The 18,252-nt window shown below is 72.3% G+C and carries 19 protein-coding genes; 10 read left to right on the top strand and 9 right to left on the bottom strand.

Annotated features, from left to right (window positions below):
* The first annotated feature begins 3 nt into the window (after positions 1-3).
* Complete coding sequence (locus DSM104299_RS28430) at positions 4-1,899, top strand: glycoside hydrolase family 2 protein (protein ID WP_272475052.1); 1,896 nt, start codon at positions 4-6, stop codon at positions 1,897-1,899.
* 59 nt (positions 1,900-1,958) lie between these two features.
* Complete coding sequence (locus DSM104299_RS28425) at positions 1,959-2,867, top strand: DUF559 domain-containing protein (RefSeq protein ID WP_272475051.1); 909 nt, start codon at positions 1,959-1,961, stop codon at positions 2,865-2,867.
* 60 nt (positions 2,868-2,927) lie between these two features.
* On the opposite strand, the gene DSM104299_RS28420 is transcribed toward DSM104299_RS28425, so the two are convergent.
* From DSM104299_RS28420 to DSM104299_RS28410, 3 genes are read right to left on the bottom strand one after another with little or no spacing between them, the layout of a single operon-like run.
* Positions 2,928-4,259 (bottom strand): class II fumarate hydratase, encoded by a 1,332-nt coding sequence (locus tag DSM104299_RS28420; RefSeq protein WP_272475050.1) that lies wholly within the window; start codon positions 4,257-4,259, stop codon positions 2,928-2,930.
* 56 nt (positions 4,260-4,315) lie between these two features.
* The gene (locus tag DSM104299_RS28415; RefSeq protein ID WP_272475049.1) at positions 4,316-5,155 is read right to left on the bottom strand and encodes an alpha/beta fold hydrolase; all 840 of its coding nucleotides are present in this window, start codon (positions 5,153-5,155) and stop codon (positions 4,316-4,318) included.
* Entirely contained in the window at positions 5,152-5,610 is a 459-nt protein-coding gene (locus DSM104299_RS28410) for a hypothetical protein (protein WP_272475048.1), read from the bottom strand. Before DSM104299_RS28410 ends, DSM104299_RS28415 begins: the two co-directional genes overlap by 4 nt.
* 24 nt (positions 5,611-5,634) lie before the next feature.
* Here DSM104299_RS28410 and DSM104299_RS28405 point away from each other — a divergent pair, with 24 nt between their 5' ends.
* Positions 5,635-6,957, top strand: a complete 1,323-nt coding sequence (locus tag DSM104299_RS28405) for an MATE family efflux transporter (RefSeq protein WP_272475047.1) — start codon at positions 5,635-5,637, stop codon at positions 6,955-6,957.
* A gap of 14 nt (positions 6,958-6,971) precedes the next feature.
* Here DSM104299_RS28405 and DSM104299_RS28400 read toward each other — a convergent pair whose 3' ends face one another.
* Positions 6,972-7,394, bottom strand: coding sequence for an acyl-CoA thioesterase (locus tag DSM104299_RS28400; RefSeq protein WP_272475046.1), 423 nt, complete (start codon positions 7,392-7,394; stop codon positions 6,972-6,974).
* Entirely contained in the window at positions 7,391-8,173 is a 783-nt protein-coding gene (locus DSM104299_RS28395) for a polyphosphate kinase 2 family protein (RefSeq protein WP_272475045.1), read from the bottom strand. The genes DSM104299_RS28400 and DSM104299_RS28395 overlap by 4 nt, the downstream gene beginning before the upstream one ends.
* 112 nt (positions 8,174-8,285) lie before the next feature.
* On the opposite strand from DSM104299_RS28395, the gene DSM104299_RS28390 reads away from it, so the two are divergent.
* Positions 8,286-8,555: a MerR family transcriptional regulator gene (locus DSM104299_RS28390; protein WP_272475044.1), complete on the top strand. Its 270-nt coding sequence runs from the start codon at positions 8,286-8,288 to the stop codon at positions 8,553-8,555.
* A 211-nt stretch (positions 8,556-8,766) separates the two neighbouring features.
* Here DSM104299_RS28390 and DSM104299_RS28385 read toward each other — a convergent pair whose 3' ends face one another.
* Complete coding sequence (locus DSM104299_RS28385) at positions 8,767-10,098, bottom strand: HD-GYP domain-containing protein (RefSeq protein ID WP_272475043.1); 1,332 nt, start codon at positions 10,096-10,098, stop codon at positions 8,767-8,769.
* Between the two features lie 289 nt (positions 10,099-10,387).
* Between DSM104299_RS28385 and DSM104299_RS28380 the strand changes: the two genes are divergently transcribed.
* The 6 genes from DSM104299_RS28380 (at position 10,388) to DSM104299_RS28355 (ending at position 17,001) form a co-directional block, all read left to right on the top strand.
* Positions 10,388-11,302 carry a MerR family transcriptional regulator gene (locus tag DSM104299_RS28380; protein WP_272475042.1) on the top strand — a complete coding sequence of 305 codons (915 nt, stop codon included), beginning with the start codon at positions 10,388-10,390 and terminating at the stop codon, positions 11,300-11,302.
* A gap of 118 nt (positions 11,303-11,420) precedes the next feature.
* On the top strand, positions 11,421-11,813 hold the full coding sequence (locus tag DSM104299_RS28375) for a PAS domain-containing protein (RefSeq protein WP_272475041.1): 393 nt from the start codon (positions 11,421-11,423) through the stop codon (positions 11,811-11,813).
* 117 nt (positions 11,814-11,930) lie between these two features.
* On the top strand, positions 11,931-12,818 hold the full coding sequence (locus DSM104299_RS28370; RefSeq protein ID WP_272475040.1) for a MerR family transcriptional regulator: 888 nt from the start codon (positions 11,931-11,933) through the stop codon (positions 12,816-12,818).
* Positions 12,819-12,870: 52 nt separating this feature from the next.
* A complete protein-coding gene (locus tag DSM104299_RS28365) occupies positions 12,871-13,326 on the top strand; it encodes a MarR family winged helix-turn-helix transcriptional regulator (protein ID WP_272475039.1) in 456 nt (151 codons plus the stop codon).
* Between the two features lie 34 nt (positions 13,327-13,360).
* Positions 13,361-16,486: an isoleucine--tRNA ligase gene (ileS, locus tag DSM104299_RS28360; protein ID WP_272475038.1), complete on the top strand. Its 3,126-nt coding sequence runs from the start codon at positions 13,361-13,363 to the stop codon at positions 16,484-16,486.
* A gap of 164 nt (positions 16,487-16,650) precedes the next feature.
* A complete protein-coding gene (locus DSM104299_RS28355; protein ID WP_272475037.1) occupies positions 16,651-17,001 on the top strand; it encodes an MGMT family protein in 351 nt (116 codons plus the stop codon).
* Here DSM104299_RS28355 and DSM104299_RS28350 read toward each other — a convergent pair.
* The 3 genes from DSM104299_RS28350 to DSM104299_RS28340 form a co-directional block, all read right to left on the bottom strand.
* Positions 16,998-17,192 carry an RDD family protein gene (locus tag DSM104299_RS28350; RefSeq protein WP_272475036.1) on the bottom strand — a complete coding sequence of 65 codons (195 nt, stop codon included), beginning with the start codon at positions 17,190-17,192 and terminating at the stop codon, positions 16,998-17,000. The genes DSM104299_RS28355 and DSM104299_RS28350 overlap by 4 nt on opposite strands.
* Before the next feature lie 77 nt (positions 17,193-17,269).
* The gene (gene trxA / locus DSM104299_RS28345; protein WP_272475035.1) at positions 17,270-17,596 is read right to left on the bottom strand and encodes a thioredoxin; all 327 of its coding nucleotides are present in this window, start codon (positions 17,594-17,596) and stop codon (positions 17,270-17,272) included.
* A 130-nt stretch (positions 17,597-17,726) separates the two neighbouring features.
* Positions 17,727-18,251, bottom strand: a complete 525-nt coding sequence (locus DSM104299_RS28340; protein WP_272475034.1) for a fasciclin domain-containing protein — start codon at positions 18,249-18,251, stop codon at positions 17,727-17,729.
* Position 18,252 lies beyond the last annotated feature (1 nt).

Genomic DNA, 18,252 nt, shown 5'->3' with positions numbered 1-18,252 from the left:
TTGATGAAGAAGACGGGCTTCAAGCTCGCGGTGGCGGCCGCGTTGATCGTGGTGACGCTGATCTGCGGGACGGCCGTGGTGCTCGGCGCGGGAGCGTCGGGGCCGGTCGGCGAGGGGCTCGTGGCGCCGATGGCCAAGGGCGGTCCGGTCGGGCGGCTGGCGGTCGCGGGGCCCTGGGTCGAGGCGTCGGACCCGGACGACCTCGGGGTCCGCGACGGGTGGCCCTCCGGCACGTTCGCCGGGTCGCTCGTGAGCGTCCCGCACGTCGCCAACGCGGAGCGGATCACGGGCGCGGCCGGCGTGGCGGCCTACCGCGGCGGGATCGCCTGGTACCGGACGACGCTCACCGCGCCGCGGACCGCGTCCTACGCGCTGCGGTTCGAGTCGGTGCACCACGTCGCGACCGTCTGGCTCGACGGGCGCGAGATCGGGACGCACACCGGCGCGTACCTGCCGTTCGAGCTCCGACTGCGCCTGCGCGAGGGCGTGCCGCACACGCTGGTCGTCCGGGCCGACTTCCGCTACCCGACGCGCCAGAAGCGCGACGGCTGGCACCGCACGTGGTTCAACTACGGCGGGATCAACCGCGAGGTGACGCTGCGGCCGCTGGCGCGCAGCGAGCTGGAGGCGCCGGCCGTGCGGACGCGGCTGTACCACGGCGCGGCGGTCGTCGACGTCGACGTCGTCGTGCACAACCGCGCGAAGACCACGCGGACGCTGCGCGTGCGCGGCGCGCTGCGCCGGGGGCGCGTCACGGTCCCGCTGCGCTTCCCGCCGGCGCGCGTCGGGCCCGGCGACGAGCAGCGGGTGACGACGCGGGCGGTCGTGGAGCACCCGGCCCTGTGGGCGCCGGGCTCGCCGTCGTTGTACGCCTTGCGCTTGGCGGTCCCCGGCGGCGGGGCGTGGAAGGACAGCGTCGGGCTGCGCGAGGTCTCGCGCGACGGCGGCAAGTTGATGCTCAACGGGGCGCGCCTGCGGCTGCACGGCGCGTCGATCCACGAGGACGCCGACGGCGACGGCGACGGGCTGAGCGCTGCCGACATGGATGCGGTCGTCCGCGAGCTGAAGGCCATCGGCGCCAACGCGACGCGCGCCCAGCACGCGCTCTCGCCGCCGTTGCTGGAGCGGTTGGACCGCGCCGGGATCATGGTCTGGCAGGGCGTCGGCCCGGTCGACGCGCCCGGCGCCTGGACCTCGAGCACGCCGGCGCTGGCGCACGCGGCGCGCGAGCGCGTCCGGGTCAGCGTCCGCCAGGAGCAGCTGCATCCGTCGGTGATCGCCTGGAACCTGGTCAACGAGATCGCCGGCAACGGCCATGACGCGTCGCAGGTCGCCTACGTCAGCGACATGGCCCGCGAGCTCCATCGCGAGGACCCGGGCCGGATCGTCGCCGTCGACCTCTGGGGCCCGCACCCGCCGACCGTGCCGGGCGCGATCTACCGCGACGTCGACGCCGTGGCGCTGACCAACTACATCGGCTGGTACGAGGGCGCCGACGAGTCGCGCTCCGCGATCGCGTCGCGACTTCACGACACGACCCTCGGCTTCGCCCGGACCTTCAAGGGCAAGGTCTTGCTGGTCAGCGAGTTCGGCGCCGAGGCCAACGCCTCCAACCCGACCGACACCCCCGGCGGTTACGCGTACCAGTCGTGGCTGCTGCGCCGCCACATCGCGACCTACCGCGCCCTCCCGCAGTTGTCGGGGATGTTGGTCTGGAACCTGAAGGACTTCGGCGTCGCCCCGACCTTCGCCGGCGGCTCCATCGCCTCCGTCATCCCCTCGATCCACATCGAACGCGGCCTCAACACCAAGGGCCTCTTCGACTACGCGGGCCGGCCGAAGCCGGCGGCCGCCGCGGTCCGCACCGCCTTCCTGAAGCTCGGCACCGGCGTCGGCTGACGGACCAGCGCCCAGGCTTCGGGGGGCGAGTTTCCGGTCCGTGTCGCCTCGTGTCCCATATGGGGACACCAACCGACACGGATCATGTGATCGCCGCGCTCGCGGCGGATCAGTTCGGGGTCGTCACGCGTCGTCAGCTCCTCGACGCACGCCTCACGTCCAAGGAGATCGCCGGCCGGGTGCGCGCCCGTCGGCTGCTGCGCTGTCACCCCGGCGTCTACGCGGTCGGGCACGCCGTGCTGCGGCGTGAGGGCGCGTGGCTCGCCGCGGTGTGGGCGTCGGGCGAGGGCGCGGTGCTGAGCCATGGCGACGCGGCCGCCCACTGGGGCATCGCCGCGACGCGCGGCCAGTTGATCCACGTCACCCGGCCGTCAACGTCCGGACGCGATCCCGACCCGGCGCGGATTCGGCTCCACCGTGTCGGGACCTTCCGCGCCTGGGAAGGCACGCTCATCGACGGCATACCGACGACCACTCTGGCTCGGACGCTCCTGGACCTTTCGCCGCGTCTGCGATCTCGGGCGATGGAGGACGTCATCGCCCAGTCTCTGCGCCTCGACCTGTTCGATCTCGTCGCCGTCCGTCGGTGCCTCGCCGAGCATCCGCGACAACATGGTGCGCCAGCGCTGCGGCGGCTGCTGGACGAGCTGGCGGGGACCGACGCAGCCGATCTCCGTAGCGTCCTCGAGATCCTGCTGTTCCAAGTCTGCGACGACCACGGGCTCCCTCGTCCTGCGGTCAACGCCCGCGTCGAGGGTGTCCTCGTCGACTTCTACTGGCCGCGCCAGCGCCTGGCCGTCGAGGCCGACTCCTACACCTATCACTCGATGCCCTCGGCGTTCGAGCGTGACCGCGAGCGCGATCAGCAGCTGACGCTCGCCGGCCACACCGTCGTCCGGTTCACCTACAAGCAGGTGACGCGCCAGAGGCGGGAGGTCGCCGACCGCATCCTGCGCCTCCTCCGATGACGCATGTCGTCTGGTGTCCCTATGCGGGACACCAGACGACACGGAACGCAAGTCCTACAACTACGCCTGGTTGCCCGCCGCGATCTTGCGGAGGTTGATGGTCTCGTCGTAGAGCTTCGCGTCGACGCCGGCCTCCAGCGCGACCTCGCGCAGGGGGCGACCGGAAGCGGATGCTTCCTTGACGATCGCGGCGGCCGCGTCGTAGCCGATGGCGCCGTTGAGCGCGGTCGCGGCGGCGAGCGTGCCCTCGGCCGAGGCCTTGGTGCCGGCCTTGTTGACCTCGATGCCGTCGACGCACTTCTCGGCGAAGGCGACGGTCGTCGTCGAGAGCAGGTGGATCGACTGCAGGAGGTTGCGGGCGATCAGCGGGATGCGGACGTTGAGCTCGAACTGGCCCTGCATGCCGCCGATGGTGATCGCCGTGTCGTTGCCGATCACCTGCGCGCTGACCTGCAGCACGACCTCGGGCAGGACCGGGTTGACCTTGCCCGGCATGATCGACGAGCCCTTCTGCAGCTCGGGCAGGAAGATCTCTCCGATGCCCGCGCGCGGGCCGGAGCCCATGAGCGCGATGTCCTGCGCGATCTTGGTCAGCGACACGGCGACGACCTTCAGCGCGCCGCTGAGCTCGACCAGGGCGTCGCGGTTGGCCTGCGCCTCGAACGGATCCGCCGGCGGGGCGATGAGCTTCAACTTGCTCTCGCGCGCCAGCCGCTTGCGGACCTCGGCGGCGAACTTCGGGTGCGTGTTGAGCCCGGTGCCGGTCGCGGTGCCGCCGAGCGGGATCTGGCCCACGTGCACCAGCGCGCTCGCGATGCGCTCCTGGCCCAGCCGGATCTGCGCGGCGTAGCCGGCGAACTCGGCGCCCAGCGTGACCGGGACCGCATCCATCAGGTGCGTGCGCCCGGACTTGACCACGTCCTTGAACTTGCGCGCCTTGCGGTCGAACGAGCGCTCGAGCTGCTTGAGCGCCGGCAGCAGCTGGTTGGTGGCCTCGTCCAGCGCGGCGAGGTGCACGGCGCTCGGGAACACGTCGTTGGACGACTGGCCGAAGTTCACATGGTCATTGGGATGCGCGCGCCCTTCGGTCAGCGCGCTGATGACCTCGTTGGTGTTCATGTTCGACGACGTCCCGGACCCCGTCTGGAAGACATCGATCGGGAACTGGTTGTCGTGCTCGCCCGCGGCGATCGCCGCGCCGGCCGCGGCGATCTCGGCCGCCAGCTTCTTGTCGAGGTTGCCGAGCTCCGCGTTGACCGTGGCCGCGGTGCCCTTGATCCGGCCGAGCCAGCGGATGACGGAGATCGGGACCGTCTCGCCGGAGATCGGGAAGTTCTCGACGGCCTTCTTGGTCTCGCCGCCGTACAGCGTCTTCTTCTTCACAGGGGGCATGGCCTTGCAGCCTACGACTGCGCGCCCCGCGGACGCGTTGCGGCGGACCCGGTGTCCTAGCCGCAGAAGGCGATCAGCTCGCGCGCGACGCCGACGGGGTCGTCGTAGGCAATCAGGTACCCGGTCCCGGGCAGGACCCGCAGCATCGCGTCGGGCAGGAGGTCGAGCGCCTCCTCGGCGCCGCGCAGCGGATGGTGGCGATCCTCGTCGGCCCACAGCAGCAGCACCGGGAAGTCGAGCCGCGGCAGCAGGTCGAGCACCTCGCGTCGCGCCGACCTCGGCAGCGCGCGCGCCAGCCGCGCCCACGACCGCGCCAGGTTCGCGTTGCCGCCGACGTCGGCCATCGCGTGGCGCACCAGGTCGGCCGCCTCCGGGACGCCGCGCGCGGTCAGCGCGGTTCCGCGCTCCGGCCGGTAGGCCAGCCGCACCGCGTGGCCCGCGACGCGGTCGAGCACCGGGAGCCCCGCCGCGCGCGCCGCGCCCAGCCACGCGCCGTGCGCGCGCGCCCGCTCGGGCGGCCGGTGCAGCCGGCACGGCAGCAGGACGAGGCGGTCCGGGACCAAGGACCCCAACTCGATCGCGCGGACCAGGAGGTCGCCGCCCAGCCCGTGCCCGCCGACCAGCGGCCGCCGCCCACCGACGTCGACGCAGAACGCCGCGAGCACGCTCGCCAGCCAGTCGAACGTGTACGGGTGGCGCGGCCGGTCCTCGGAGTCCCCGTGCGCGGGCAGGTCGGGCAGGATCAGCCGGAAGCGATGCTCGAGCCCCTCGACCGCCGGCTCGAACTCGCGGTGGCTGAGCCCGGCCGAGTGCACGAGCACGAGCGGCGGCCCGGTCCCGACCTCGCGGTAGGCGATGCGCGCGCCGTCGCCGGCGTGCCAGAGCCGCAGCCTCACCCGCGCGCTGCCCCCGCGGCCGCGCCGGCGCGCAGCGCGCGGCCCGCCTCCACGTCGTCGGCCACGCTCACGCTCGCCGTCTCGACGCGTCGCGCCAGCTCCGCGCCGATCCCGTTGGACCTGCCCGCGCCCGCCGTGACCGCGCCGCTCAGGTAGCCGAGGCGCCCCGCGGCGACCCGCGACCCGCCCTGCGCGCGCCCCGCCAGGTCCTCTGCCACCGCGTGCACGACCGACCCCAGGTTCTGCAGCTCCGCGTCGGTCCGGACCTTCTGCAGGCACTCGGAGATCGCGACGCCGCCCGGCAGCCGCACCTCCGCGGGCGCGCGGACCAGCGCCCGCTCGTACCCGGCGACGCCGGTGGCGGTGCAGGCCGGGGGCATCGGCGGGGCCTCCTGCGCGCACGCCGCCACGAAGACCATCGACAACGACCCGGCGAGGGCGGCGCAGCACCTCATCGGCTGCATCGTAGAGTCCCGGTCATGCCGGCCAGCAGGGAGTACGACCGCGAGATCCTCCGGCTGGCCGTCCCCGCGCTCGGCGCGCTCGCCGCCGAGCCCCTGTACCTGCTGGCCGACACGGCGATCGTCGGGCACATCGGGACCCAGCAACTGGCCGCGCTCGCGCTCGCCGCCAGCGTCCTCGGCGCGATCGTCACGCTCTGCAACTTCCTGACCTACGGGACGACCGCGCAGGTCGCGCGCCTGCATGGCGCCGGCCAGGACGCCCGCGCGGGCGAGATCGCCGCGCAGTCGCTGTGGCTGGCGATCGGCATCGGCGCCGTCATGCTCGCGCTGACCACCGCGCTCGCCGCCCCGTTGATGACGCTCGTCGGCGGCCACGGCCACGTCGCCGACCTCGCCGCGCGCTACCTGCGCCTGAGCGCCTTCGGCATCCCGTTCGCGCTGATCGCCCTCGCCGCTCAGGGCTACCTGCGCGGCGTCGGCGACCTCCGCTCGCCGCTGGTCGTCGTCCTCGCGGCCAACGCCATCAACATTGTCCTCGAGCTGGTGTTCGTGTACGCCTTCGGCTGGGGCCTGGACGGCAGCGCGCTCGGCACGGTCGCCGCACAGGCCGGGATGGGCGCGACGTTCGCCTACCTCCTGCTCAAGGCGCCCGCGACCAGCCGGCGCCCGCACGCCGAGCAGCTCAAGAGCCTGCTGCGCATGGGCGGCCACATCGTCGTCCGGACCGGGTCGCTGCTGCTCGCGTTCGTCATCGCCGGCGCGGTCCTGGCGCGGGAGAGCGCGGCCAGCCTCGGCGCGCACCAGATCGCGTTCCAGGTCTTCATCTTCCTGGCCCTGGTCCTGGACGCGATCGCGATCGCCGGCCAGGTCCTCGTCGGCCGGATGCTCGGCGCCGACGACGCGGACGGCGCGCTGGCCGCCGCGCGTCGCATGTGCGTCTGGTCGCTGGTCGGCGGCGCGGTGATGGCCGCCGGCCTGCTCGCGACGACCGACGTCCTCCCGCACGCGTTCAGCAGCGACGACGCCGTCGTCGCCCAGGCCCACGAGCTGTGGCCGCTGTTCGCGCTCCTGCAGATCCCCGGCGCGCTCGTCTTCGCCCTCGACGGGATCCTCCTCGGCGCCGGCGACACCCGCTATCTGGCCTACGCGATGGCGTTCAGCGCGTTCGGCGTCTTCGTGCCGATCGCGCTGCTGAGCCTACACTTCGGCTGGGGCGTGACCGGCGTCTGGTGGGGGTTGAACGCGCTGATGGTCGCGCGCCTGGCGACGATCGGCGCCCGCTTCCTCGGGCGCCGCTGGCTGGTGACCGGCGCGAGCACCGCCGTCGAGGCGATCTAGGGTCGCATCACGACCTAGGGAATCGACGGCGCCGCCGCCTCGGCCTCGAGGCGCTCGCGCAGCTCGTCCGGCAGCTGCGCCGCGGCCTGCTCGGCGTAGTCGAAGCCGACCAGGACGCCGTAGCCCTCGGCGACCAGCCGGGACGCGACGCGCATGTCGAACTCCACGCGGAACGACGAGCGCCGGACGTTGCCGATCGAGCACGTCACCGCGACCTCCTCGTCGAAGTGCACCGGCGAGCGGTAGTTGATGTGGCACTCGGCGAAGATCAGGCCGAACGCGTCGTTCTCGGGATGGGCCGGGTCGTGCGACGGGACGAGCTCGCGCAGGTAGGCGATGCGCGCGGTCTCGAAGTAGCGCAGGAACACCACGTTGTTGAGGTGGCGCATCGCGTCGAGGTCGCCGAAGCGGACCCGTTCGGTGTGGACGAAGCTCATACGTTGGTCTCCGGTTCGAGGGGTTGGGGCAGCTCGAACCCGCGCGCGGCGCACCCACGCTCGACCTGCTCGATCACAGACTCCATCACCTTGACGCGCGCGAAGCGCTTCGAGTCGCCTTCGACGAGCGTCCACGGCGCTTCGAGCGTGTCGGTGCGGGCGAGCATCTCCTCGACCGCCTCGGCGTATTGCGGGCGCTTCTCGCGGTTGCGCCAGTCCTCGTCGGTGATCTTGTAGGTCTTGAGCGGATCGCGCTGGCGGCGCTCGAAGCGCGCGAGCTGCTCCTCGGGGGAGATGTGCAGCCAGAACTTCACGAAGATCGTGCCCTCGGCGGCCAGCGTGCGCTCGAACTCCACGATCTCGTCGTAGGCGCGCCGCCACTGCTCCTCGGTCGCGAAGCCCTCGACGCGCTCGACCAGCACGCGGCCATACCAGGAGCGGTCGAAGATCGTCATGCCGCCCCAGCCGGGCAGCGCGCCCCAGAAGCGCTGGAGGTAGTGATGGCGCTTCTCGTCGAACGTCGGCGCCGCGTAGGACGCGACGCGCACGTGGCGCGCGTCCAGCGGCGCGACCAGGCGCTTGATCGCGCCGCCCTTGCCGCCGGCGTCCCAGCCCTCCGCCACGACCGCGACGGGCGGCCCGAGCGGGTCGTCCGGATGGAGCTTTCCGCCCAGCGCGAGCCGCAGCTGGGAGAGCCGGCGGCCGCCGACGAGGAGGCGCTCGTCCTGCTCGCGCCGTTTGAGCTTGCGCGAGAGATCGAGGTCGTCGAGCCGGGCCATATCGACACAAATCCTCTCAGACGCCGCAGGATCGGCCGCTCAGCGTGCCGAAACCTGCGCAAAGGCGCGCGACGCGCTCCGAAAGGCCCTTCGTGGCCTAACACTGCCTTTCATGACGCGGTCCACGCATACCAGTCGCCTCGGCCTGACGACGTCAGAGGCGGCACGTCACCTCGGGGTCTCCCTGTCCACCGTTCGCCGGTGGTCCGACATGGGGTACCTCCGCGGCTACCGGACACCGGGCGGGCAGCGCCGCTTCCCGGTCCAGGAGCTCGACGAGTTCGTCACCTCGCTGGAGGAGCGCACGACCGGCAGCGGCCGCTTCGTGCGCGAGTCCGACGAGGCGGCGGCTGAGCTCCCGCCGCTCGACGCCAACCAGTAGGACAACTTCACAAGGGGGAAGCGGGTGCGGGCGGCGCGGCTCAGCCGCCCTGCAGCCGAGGCAGCGGGCGCTCAGCGCCCGGGGTCTCCGCGGGAGTTCAGCCGCCGTGCAGCCGAGGCAGCGGGCGCTCGGCGCCCGGGGTCTCCGCGGGAGTTCAGCCGCCCTGCAGCCGAGGCAGCGGGCGCTCGGCGCCCGGGGTCTCCGCGGGAGTTCAGCCGCCCGCAGCCTGGTTCATGCGGCGCTCGATGGCGAGCTCTTCGTCGTAGTCGGCCGCGTCCGCGTGGCGGTAGTCGGTGCCCTGCCCGGCCAGCAGCTCGGCGAGCGCCTCGACGTAGCCCGCGTCCAGCTGCTTGCCCGCGACGCGACGCAGCTCGGTCAGCGCCTCGAAGGACGACAGGCGCGTCCGGTACGTGTCCGGCGCGGTCAGCGTGTCGTAGACCTCGGCGACCGCGATGATCTTCGCGATCTCCGGGATGTCGTCCGCGGTCAGCCGCGCGGGGTAGCCCTTGCCGTCCGGCCGCTCGTGGTGGGCGACGATGATCTCGCTCAGCGGCCCGTAGACGCCGATGTCGCGGAGCATCTCCGCGCCGAGCTCCGGATGGCGGCGGATCGCCGTCCAGTCGTCCTCGGTCAGGACGACGCCGCGCTCCATCACGCGGTCGCTCAGCGCGAACCGGCCGATGTCGTGCAGCAGGCCCGCGGTGTGCGCGAGCTCCTGGTCGCGCGTGGACATCCCGACGTGGTTGGCGATGTCGCGTGAGAACCGCGCGACCGCGGCGCAGTGGCGCGCGGCGCGGTGGTCGCGCGCGTCGAGCGTCCGGATCAACCCGGACAACACGCCCCACGAGAGGTTGGCGTACTCCTTGGTCCGGTGGCGTGCGACGGTCACCAGGCGCGTCATGTAGGAGAACGCGAGCAGCGCCACCAGCACGAGCGTGATGACGGCGAAGCCGGTCTCGGCGTACACGGCGCCGATCGCGGTGACCAGCGCGATGTTGATGGCGATCGTCGGCGTGAGGTCGGCCAGCGCGCGGAAGCGCTGGCTCAGCGCCGGTCCCTCGTACACGGCCATCAGCGTTGCGACCAGCTCCGAGTTGATGATCAACACGACGGCGCTGGAGCCGGCGAGCACGGCCGCGAAGCCGGCGGTGCCGGTGTCGAGGTCGAGCTGCTGGAGGACGACGGCGGCGCCGACGGTCGGCAGCGTCGCGCCCACCAGGTTCACCAGCAGCGGGACCGGCCGGTAGCGCTCGACGGACCAGCCGACGAGCTCGGCGACCACGGGCACCATGAAGGCCGCCGCGGGCCCGAGGAACCCGGCGGCGAGGATCCCGCAGAGGAACGCGCCCGAGACGAAGACCCGCTGGTCGTTGACGTCGACCGCGAGCAGTCGCGAGACGACCGCGCAGGCCAGCAGGACCAGCGTGAGCGGATCGCCGACGGTGCCGGGCAGGCCAATGGCCAGTCCGGCGGCTGCCACCAAGCCCGCGACGGCAAGGCCAACCGCGAGGCGGGGGCGCTGCACCACGGAGGGCCCGCTCACTGCGGGGACGCTACCGGGCGTCCCCGCACGGGTCTAGCGGTGGGCGGGTACGACCTAGCGGGCGCCGACGTAACCGGCCATGGATGCCACGAAGACGAGGACGCCGGCGTAGGGCAGGGCACGGAGCTTCAAGTTGGACACTGCTGCCTCCCGAAAGAGCAAGTTGGACGGATAGCGGGCGGCGAGCGTAAGCTGAGCGTGTGGCTCTGCACGGGAAGTTGCGCAAAATCGATGCATTTTGGGCAGTAGGCGGGACTAAAGCTGTACTCCGTGATCCCGTTGAACGCGCGTGCGCACGCTGAAGACCTCAGAAGCGGCTGCCGTTCTCAACGTCAGCCCAAATACGCTCCGTGCCTGGGAGCGTCGATTCGGCTATCCCAAGCCGCAGCGGTCGCCCGGAAAGCACCGGCTCTACACGCACGGGGAGATCGCCGCCCTGCGCGATGCGTTGCAGGAGGGGCTGTCGATCTCGTCGGCGATCTCCCGCGCGCGGGAGTCTGTTGCGGCCGACACCCACGTGCTCGTCGGGGCCCTCGCGGCCTACGAGCTCGAGCGTGCCGACCAGGCCATGGAGGGCGCGCTCGCGCTGCGCTCCGTGGAGCGCTCCGTCGAGGAGGTCCTGCTTCCGTCCCTGGCGGAGATCGGCGACCGCCACGGCACCGACTCGGCGCCATGGGCGCTCGCGGCCCGCTGGGCCGGCGAGTGGCTCCTGCGCGCTCAGCGCCTCTCGCCGCCGACGGCCACCGGACCCGCGGTGCTCCTCGGCGACGCGACGCGCGACCAGCTCGACCCGGATGCGCTCGCGCTCCGGGCGCTGGAGCTGTGCTCCTCGAGAATCGGGCTGCGCACCGTGACGCTGCCCGTGACCGGTCTCGCCGGGCTCGGCGACGTGCTGACGGCCTATGCGCCGAAGGTCGTCGTCATCGCTGGTGGCGAGGAGGTCGACGACGACGTCGCGCGGTGGGCGTATCGCGTCCGCGCGTCCGCCGGCGCCCTGCCGGTCCTGCTGTTCCGTCGCGGCGGTCGTGGCGACCGCACGCGTCACGCGGGCGCCCGCCACCTCGCGAGCGCCCCGACGATCGCGTCCGGCCAGTTGCTCGACCTCGCAGAGGGCGGCGTGGCCGAGGACGACGCGGACGACTCGATGGAGTTCGACGATCTCGCGGCGCCGACGACACCACCCCGACGTCGGCTGTCCGCCTAATGGCTGAGGAGGATCCCGCTTGAGCCCCCGTCCGTCGCTCCGCCTGGTACCCGAACCCGTTGAACCGACACCGCTCGTCAGCTTCTGCGGGCACTGCGGCCAGGCGCCGCAGAGCCCGATGGCTGCGCGGTCGCGCGTCTGCGCGCGTTGCGGCCTGGGCGTCGTGATCACCGCCGCGGCCGACCTCGCCCCGCGCGAGGGCGAGTCGTTCGTCATCGTCGACCGTCAGCTGAAGCTCTGCGCGCTGTCGCGCGGGGCCGAGCGGCTGCTCGGCGTCGACGAGCCCGAGGCGGTCCACCGCCTCGTCTCCGACTTCCTCGAGCCGGCCGACGCCGAGGCCGGCCAGGGCGACGAGCTCCTGCAGGGGATCGTCTCCTCGGCCGCGATGGGCTTCGCGCCCGCGCAGTCGATCGTCGTCCGGCCCTCCGGCGAGTACGGCGTGCGCTACGCGGCGCGCGTCGGCGCGTGCGGGCCGCCGGAGGGCGCGCTGATCGTGCTGGGGACGGTCTGACCGCCCCCAGCGTCGGCAGCTGAGCGCCGCCTCCTTCCCGTGCAAGGCCCGTCCCGCCTTGCATCGGACGTTGCGCAAGTTGCCCGAACCTCACCAAAGGGCGAAGACTTACGGGACATGGGTGGCTCCATCCGAACCAATGCGGCGGCGGCGATGCTCGGCGTCAGCCCCAACACGCTGCGCTCCTGGGAGCGCCGGTTCGGCTTTCCGGAGCCGAAGCGCACCGCCGGCGGGCACCGGCAGTTCGACCTCGCCGAGATCGAGGCGCTGCGCTCGGCCTTCGAAGAGACGCAGAACATCTCCTCGGCCGTCTCGGTCGCGCGTGAGCGCGGCGCGGGCCCCGCGTCGCCGGCGCGTCTGCAGTCGTCCTTCGGGCGCTTCGACGAGGACGGCGCCAACCGCCTGATGGAGGAGTCCTTGACGGTGCGCTCGGTAGAGCGCACGATCGAGGAGGTGCTGCTGCCGTCGGTCGAGGCGCTGGCGCCGGTCCTCAACGCGCTGCCGACGCCGGAGTACGGGTTCGCGTGGCGCTACGCGACCGGCTGGCTGGCGGCGACGCAGCGGATCTCGCCGCCCGCGTCGCGACCCGAGGGCGTGCTGGTCTTCGACGCCTCGCGCCCGCCCGAGCCCGAGGCGCTGCAGGCCCAGGCGCTGGAGCTCGTCCTGCGCCGCGCGGGCATGCGGACGCTGACGTTGACGGCGGACTCCGATCCGTCGCGGCTGGCGAACGCGATCTCGGCCCTGGATCCGCGCGCGGTCGTGCTGACCGGGCGCGGCGCGTCGCTGGACGCGCTCGGCCGCCTGGTCTTCACCGCGCGCCGGGTGGCCGGCGAGGACGTCGCGATCCTGGACTACCGGGGCGCGATCGCCCACACGGGGTCGTCGACGGTCGAGGCGCTGCCCGACACGCCGCTGGCGGCCCGTGAGGCGGTCCTGGCGCGGCTGGACGGCCGCTCGGCATCGGGCCGCTTCGCGCGCGGGCCGTCGACCGTCATCGGCCTGTAGCCGCCGCGAAGGTTCGGAGCCGTCCGACCCGGGCGGCATGATCCTCCGCGCGATGACGCTCACCCAGTCCGGCGATCCCCTGGCCCACGACGCGCTCGAGTCGCTGCTGCTCGCTGAGGCGAGCGTGCGGCGCCGGCTGGCCACCGACCTGGAGCGCGAGGGCCTGTCGTCCTCCGGCTTCTCGGTGCTGATGGTGCTCTCGTCCTCGGGCGGGGAGCTGGAGCTGCGCGGGCTCCGCGCCCGGCTGCGGACGTCGAAGGCCAACGCGACCGAGGTCGTCACGACGCTCGAGACCCGCGGGATGGTGCAGCGCTTCCGGCTGCCGCACGACCGCCGCGCGGCGTCGGTGCGGCTGACCGTCCAGGGCCGCGAGCTCGTGGACCGGCTGGCGCCTGAGCACACGCAGCGGGTGACGGACGCGTTCGCGATGCTGGACGCGGCCGAGAAGCGGATGCTGGCGGACATCTGCCGCAAGCTGGCGGCGGACGCGGTTCCCGTCACGGCCTAGGGATACCGTCGGTCGCATATCCTGGGCCGTCTTCATGGCCCGCCGTCCCGTCGATTCGAACCAGTCCTTCCCGAAGCTCGAAGAGCAGGTGCTCGCGCGCTGGCGTGAGCGCGACGTCTTCGCCGAGTCGCTGCGCAACCGCGAGGGCGCCGACCGCTGGGTGTTCTGGGAGGGTCCGCCGACGGCCAACGGGCGTCCGGGCGTGCACCACGTCCTGGCGCGCGCGTTCAAGGACATCTACCCGCGGTTCAAGACCATGCGCGGGCATCTCGTCGAGCGCAAGGGCGGCTGGGACACGCACGGCCTGCCGGTGGAGATCAACGTCGAGCAGCAGCTCGGGCTCCACAACAAGCACGAGATCGAGGCCTACGGGATCGCGGAGTTCAACAAGAAGTGCCGCGAGTCCGTGTTCGAGTACCTGGAGGACTGGAACCGGCTGACGGAGCGGATCGGGTTCTGGGTGGACTTGGACAACGCCTACCGGACGCTCGACGCCAGCTACGTCGAGTCGGTGTGGTGGGCGCTGCGGCAGATCGCCGACAAGGGCCTGCTGTACGAGGGCCACAAGGTGGTGCCCTACTGCCCGCGCTGCGGGACCGCGCTGTCGTCGCACGAGCTGGCGCTGGGCTACAAGGACGTCGTCGACCCGTCGGTCTACGTGCGCTTCCCGGTCGCCGAGGACGGCGGGCCGGTCCAGGCGGGCGACGAGCTGCTGGTGTGGACGACGACGCCGTGGACGCTGGTGTCCAACGCGGCGGTCGCGGTCGACCCGGAGCTGACCTACGTGCGGGCCAAGACGGGGGCTTTGGAGCGTCCGGTCGTGCTGGCGGAGGCGCTGGTCGAGCGCGTGCTGGGCACGGATCCCGAGCAGCCCGTCCAGATCCTGTCACGGTTCCCGGGCGCCGCGCTGGACGGCGTGCGCTACGACCCGCCGTTCTCCTACATCAAGGGGTCGGAGTACGGCGAGCGCGGCCACACGGTGTTGTTGGGGGACTTCGTCACGGCCGACGACGGCACCGGCCTGGTGCACACGGCGATCGCCTTCGGCGAGGACGACTTCCGGCTGGGCGCCCAGTACGGGCTGAAGGTCGTCAACCCGGTGACGCTCGAGGGCACCTACGACGAGCGCATCAAAGGCTACGAGGGCCGGTTCGTCAAGGACGCCGACGCCGACCTGGTCGAGGACCTGCGCGCGCGGGGCCGCCTCCTGCGCGCCGTCGAGTACGAGCACTCCTACCCGCACTGCTGGCGCTGCGGCACGCCGCTGCTCTACTACGCGAAGCCGTCGTGGTACATCGCGACGTCGCAATTGCGCGACCGGCTGCTGGCCGCCAACGAGACGGTCGGCTGGCATCCGGAGCACGTCAAGCACGGGCGCTTCGGCCGCTGGCTGGAGAACAACGTCGACTGGGCGCTGTCGCGCGAGCGCTACTGGGGCACGCCGCTGCCGGTGTGGCGGGCGGAGGACGGCTCCGGCGAGATCCACGTGATCGGGTCGTTCGAGGAGCTGGAGCATCTGTCCGGCGTCAAGCTCGAGGATCCGCACCGGCCCTACGTCGACGACGTCACGTTCATCTCGCCCAAGACGGGCGCGGTCATGCGCCGCGTGCCCGAGGTCATCGACGTGTGGTTCGACTCGGGCGCGATGCAGTTCGCGCAGTGGCACGCGCCGTTCGAGAACGCTGAGCGGTTTGAGGCGTCGTGGCCGGCGGACTTCGTCTGCGAGGCGCTGGACCAGACGCGCGGCTGGTTCTACTCGCTGCTGGCCGTCAGCGTGCTGCTGTTCGACGAGTCGCCGTATCGCGACGTCGTCTGCCTCGGCCTGATCCTGGACGAGGACGGGCAGAAGATGTCCAAGTCCAAGGGCAACGTCGTCGACCCGTTCGCGGTGCTGGACAGGTTCGGCGCCGACGCGCTGCGCTGGTACTTCTTCTCGTCCAAGCAGCCGTGGGACGGGTACCGGTTCTCGGAGGACACGATCGCCGAGGGCGTCCGGCTGTTCCTGAACACCTTGTGGAACACCTACGGGTTCTTGGTGTTGTACGAGAACGCCGCGGAGGGGACGAGCGCCGCGGACGTGCCGGCCGGCGCGCCGACCGACCTGGACCGCTGGGTCCTGTCGCGCCTGAGCGCGACGGTGAGCGCCGTGACCGAGCGGCTGGACGACTTCGACGCGACGGGCGGCGCGCGCGAGATCGCGACGTTCGTCGACGACCTGTCCAACTGGTACGTGCGCCGCAACCGGCGCCGGTTCTGGGACGGCGACGCGCGCGCGTTCGCGACGCTGCGCGAGTGTCTGGTGACGGTGTCGCAGCTGCTCGCGCCGTACACGCCGTTCGTGGCGGACGAGATCTACGACAACCTCGACGGCGCGCTGGGGTCGGTGCACCTGACCGACTGGCCGGCGGCGGGTCCGCGCGACGAGGAGCTCGAGGCCGCCATGGCGACCGCGCGCGAGGCGGTCGCGCTGGGGCTGCGCGCGCGGGCCGGCGCGAAGGTGGGTCTCCGGCGTCCGCTGCGCGAGGCGGTGGTGGTGGCCTCGGGTCGGGAACGCGGCTCGTTGGAGGCGCTGGCCGACATCGTGCGCGAGGAGCTGAACGTCAAGGCGCTGCGGTTCGTCGACGAGGCCGACGAGTTGGGGTCCTACGACCTGAAGCCGAACTACCGCTCGCTCGGGCCGCGGTTCGGCAAGCGGATGCCGCTGCTGGCGGACGCGATCGAGGCGCTGGACGCCGACCGCGTCGCGGTCGCGCTGCGCGAGGGCCGCACGGTCGGCATCGCCGTCGACGGCCACGACCACGAGCTGACCGCCGACGACCTGCTGGTCGGGTTGCAGCCCTTGGACGGCTTCCAGGTCGAGCGCGAAGGCGGCCACGCGGTCGCCCTGGACCTGGCGATGGACGACGCGCTGCGCCGCGAGGGCTGGGCCCGCGAGGTCGTCCGCGCCGTCCAGAACGCCCGCAAGGACGCGGGCCTCGAAGTCTCCGACCGCATCGCCCTGACGCTCGGCGGCGACGCCGAGCTGGTCGCGGTCGCGGAGGAGTTCGAGCGCCTGCTCGCCGACGAGGTCCTCGCGACCTCCGTCGCCTTCGGCGGCGACGGCGCCTTCTCGGCGACCGTCGACGGCCGCGCGCTGACGGTGGGCGTGTCGCGCAGCTGAGGCGGCGGCGCGCCTGCGGTCGGCCGCGGTCGTCGCCGGCGCCTCCGCGCCGTCGGCGGCCATGCTCCGCCGCCGATCGCTCCGTTCACGTGCCCGCTCGCCTCGGCTCTCCGCTCGCGGCAAAAAGGGGGGCGAGTTCTCGTCCGTTCAGCCCTAAGAGGGGCATGAGCGATATCACCACGACCGAGGCCGCGCCCGAGGCCGCGCCCGGATCAACGATGGACGACGAGAGCCTCTGCGCGATCGTCGAGGCGATTCCTGACGGACGCTGGATGAGCTACGGCGACGTCACGACCGCGGCGGGTGGCGTCCCGCGGCAGGCGATCGGGCTCAACGCCCGGCTGACGCGGCTGCAGTGCGCCGGCGCGCATCGCGTGCTGAAGGCCGACGGCACGATCGCCGGCACGGCGCTCGGCGACCCCGAGCGCGTGCGGCGGCTGCTGGAGGAGGAGGGCGTCCCGTTCGTCGGTGGACGCGCCGACGCCCAGGCGCGCATCAAGGTCGAGGCGGCCTAGGCCTTGCCGACCACCGTGCTCGCGGCCAAGTCGCCTACGCGCTGGCGCGTCGGGGTGGCGAGCATCGTGATGAAGCCGACCAGGTACAGGATCGGGAGCCCGTCGACGAGCCGCAGCGTGTTGCGAACGAGGATCGCGCGGGCGGTCGGCTTGCCGCCGTCGTCGGCGCGGACGACGCGCAGCCCGAGCATCGAACGCCGCACCGCGCTCGGCGGAGGTCCGAGCGGGTGCGGTGGTGCTGCGAGGGCGGCGGGTGCCGCCGGGCGGCTTACGCCAGCGCCGGCTCCAGCTCGGCCTCGAGCTTGCGCTTCGGGTAGGCGCCGATGACCTTCTTGGCGACCTGGCCGTTCTTGAACAGGATCAACGTCGGGATGCTGAGCACCTCGAAGTTCGCGGCGGTCTGCTGGTTCTCGTCGACGTTCAGCTTCACGATCGTGAGATCGGAGCGCTCGGCGGCGATCTCCTCGAGGACGGGCGCGACGACACGGCACGGGCCGCACCAGGGCGCCCAGAAGTCGACGAGGACCGGGCCGTCGGCCTCGAGGACCTGGGCCTGGAAGTTGCTGTCGGTGACTTCAGAGAGGGTTCCGGCCATGTCGGGCTCCTTGGAAGGGGTAGGACCTCCACTATACAAAGTGAAGTGCAGTCTCGTGCGGGCGCGTTGCCGTTACGGCAACGCTACCCGCCCGAGCGGCCGGGACACGCCGTCCCACCGGCCAGTTTCGCTACGCCGGCGGCAGCAGCACCTTGTTGATCACGTGGATGATCCCGTTGGAGGCCATCACGTCGGTCTTCGTGACCCGCGTCGAGCCGTTCAAGTACACCTTGCCGCCCTTGACGGAGATCTTCACCGACGCGCCGTTGAGCGTCTTGGCGCTCTTCAGCGTGACGACCTTCGACGCCGGGACCTTGCCCTTGACCACGTGGTAGAGCAGGACGGCCTTCAGCTTGGCCTTGTCCTTGCCCAGCGCGGTGAGCGTCGCCTTCGGGACCTTGGCGAACGCGGCGTCGGTCGGCGCGAAGACGGTGTAGCTGCCCTTCGACAGCGTCCCGGCCAGCCCGGCGCTCTTGACCAGCTTGACGAGCGTCGTGAAGCGCTTGTCGCCGGCGGCGACGCCGACGATGGTCTCGCTCGCGGCGGCCCGGGCGGGCGGCGCCGGAGCGGCGGTCGCCGCGGTTCCGGCGGTGGCGATGATCGGGCAGGCGGCGGCGGTCGCGACGCCAAGCGTCGCGATGAGACGGGACTTCATG

Source organism: Baekduia alba (genome assembly GCF_028416635.1).
GTDB lineage: Bacteria > Actinomycetota > Thermoleophilia > Solirubrobacterales > Solirubrobacteraceae > Baekduia > Baekduia alba.
This window is presented reverse-complemented; position numbering and strand designations above follow the sequence as displayed.

What these genes read in the sequence shown, in the direction of transcription:
- DSM104299_RS28430 (WP_272475052.1), top strand. Translation starts at nt 4, where the DNA reads ATGAAGAAGACGGGCTTCAAGCTCGCGGTGGCGGCCGCGTTGATCGTG.
- DSM104299_RS28425 (WP_272475051.1), top strand. Translation starts at nt 1,959, where the DNA reads ATGGGGACACCAACCGACACGGATCATGTGATCGCCGCGCTCGCGGCG.
- DSM104299_RS28420 (WP_272475050.1), bottom strand. Translation starts at nt 4,259, where the DNA reads ATGCCCCCTGTGAAGAAGAAGACGCTGTACGGCGGCGAGACCAAGAAG.
- DSM104299_RS28410 (WP_272475048.1), bottom strand. Translation starts at nt 5,610, where the DNA reads ATGAGGTGCTGCGCCGCCCTCGCCGGGTCGTTGTCGATGGTCTTCGTG.
- DSM104299_RS28405 (WP_272475047.1), top strand. Translation starts at nt 5,635, where the DNA reads ATGCCGGCCAGCAGGGAGTACGACCGCGAGATCCTCCGGCTGGCCGTC.
- DSM104299_RS28400 (WP_272475046.1), bottom strand. Translation starts at nt 7,394, where the DNA reads ATGAGCTTCGTCCACACCGAACGGGTCCGCTTCGGCGACCTCGACGCG.
- DSM104299_RS28395 (WP_272475045.1), bottom strand. Translation starts at nt 8,173, where the DNA reads ATGGCCCGGCTCGACGACCTCGATCTCTCGCGCAAGCTCAAACGGCGC.
- DSM104299_RS28390 (WP_272475044.1), top strand. Translation starts at nt 8,286, where the DNA reads ATGACGCGGTCCACGCATACCAGTCGCCTCGGCCTGACGACGTCAGAG.
- DSM104299_RS28375 (WP_272475041.1), top strand. Translation starts at nt 11,421, where the DNA reads ATGGCTGCGCGGTCGCGCGTCTGCGCGCGTTGCGGCCTGGGCGTCGTG.
- DSM104299_RS28370 (WP_272475040.1), top strand. Translation starts at nt 11,931, where the DNA reads ATGGGTGGCTCCATCCGAACCAATGCGGCGGCGGCGATGCTCGGCGTC.
- DSM104299_RS28365 (WP_272475039.1), top strand. Translation starts at nt 12,871, where the DNA reads ATGACGCTCACCCAGTCCGGCGATCCCCTGGCCCACGACGCGCTCGAG.
- ileS (WP_272475038.1), top strand. Translation starts at nt 13,361, where the DNA reads ATGGCCCGCCGTCCCGTCGATTCGAACCAGTCCTTCCCGAAGCTCGAA.
- DSM104299_RS28355 (WP_272475037.1), top strand. Translation starts at nt 16,651, where the DNA reads ATGAGCGATATCACCACGACCGAGGCCGCGCCCGAGGCCGCGCCCGGA.
- DSM104299_RS28350 (WP_272475036.1), bottom strand. Translation starts at nt 17,192, where the DNA reads ATGCTCGGGCTGCGCGTCGTCCGCGCCGACGACGGCGGCAAGCCGACC.
- trxA (WP_272475035.1), bottom strand. Translation starts at nt 17,596, where the DNA reads ATGGCCGGAACCCTCTCTGAAGTCACCGACAGCAACTTCCAGGCCCAG.
- DSM104299_RS28340 (WP_272475034.1), bottom strand. Translation starts at nt 18,251, where the DNA reads ATGAAGTCCCGTCTCATCGCGACGCTTGGCGTCGCGACCGCCGCCGCC.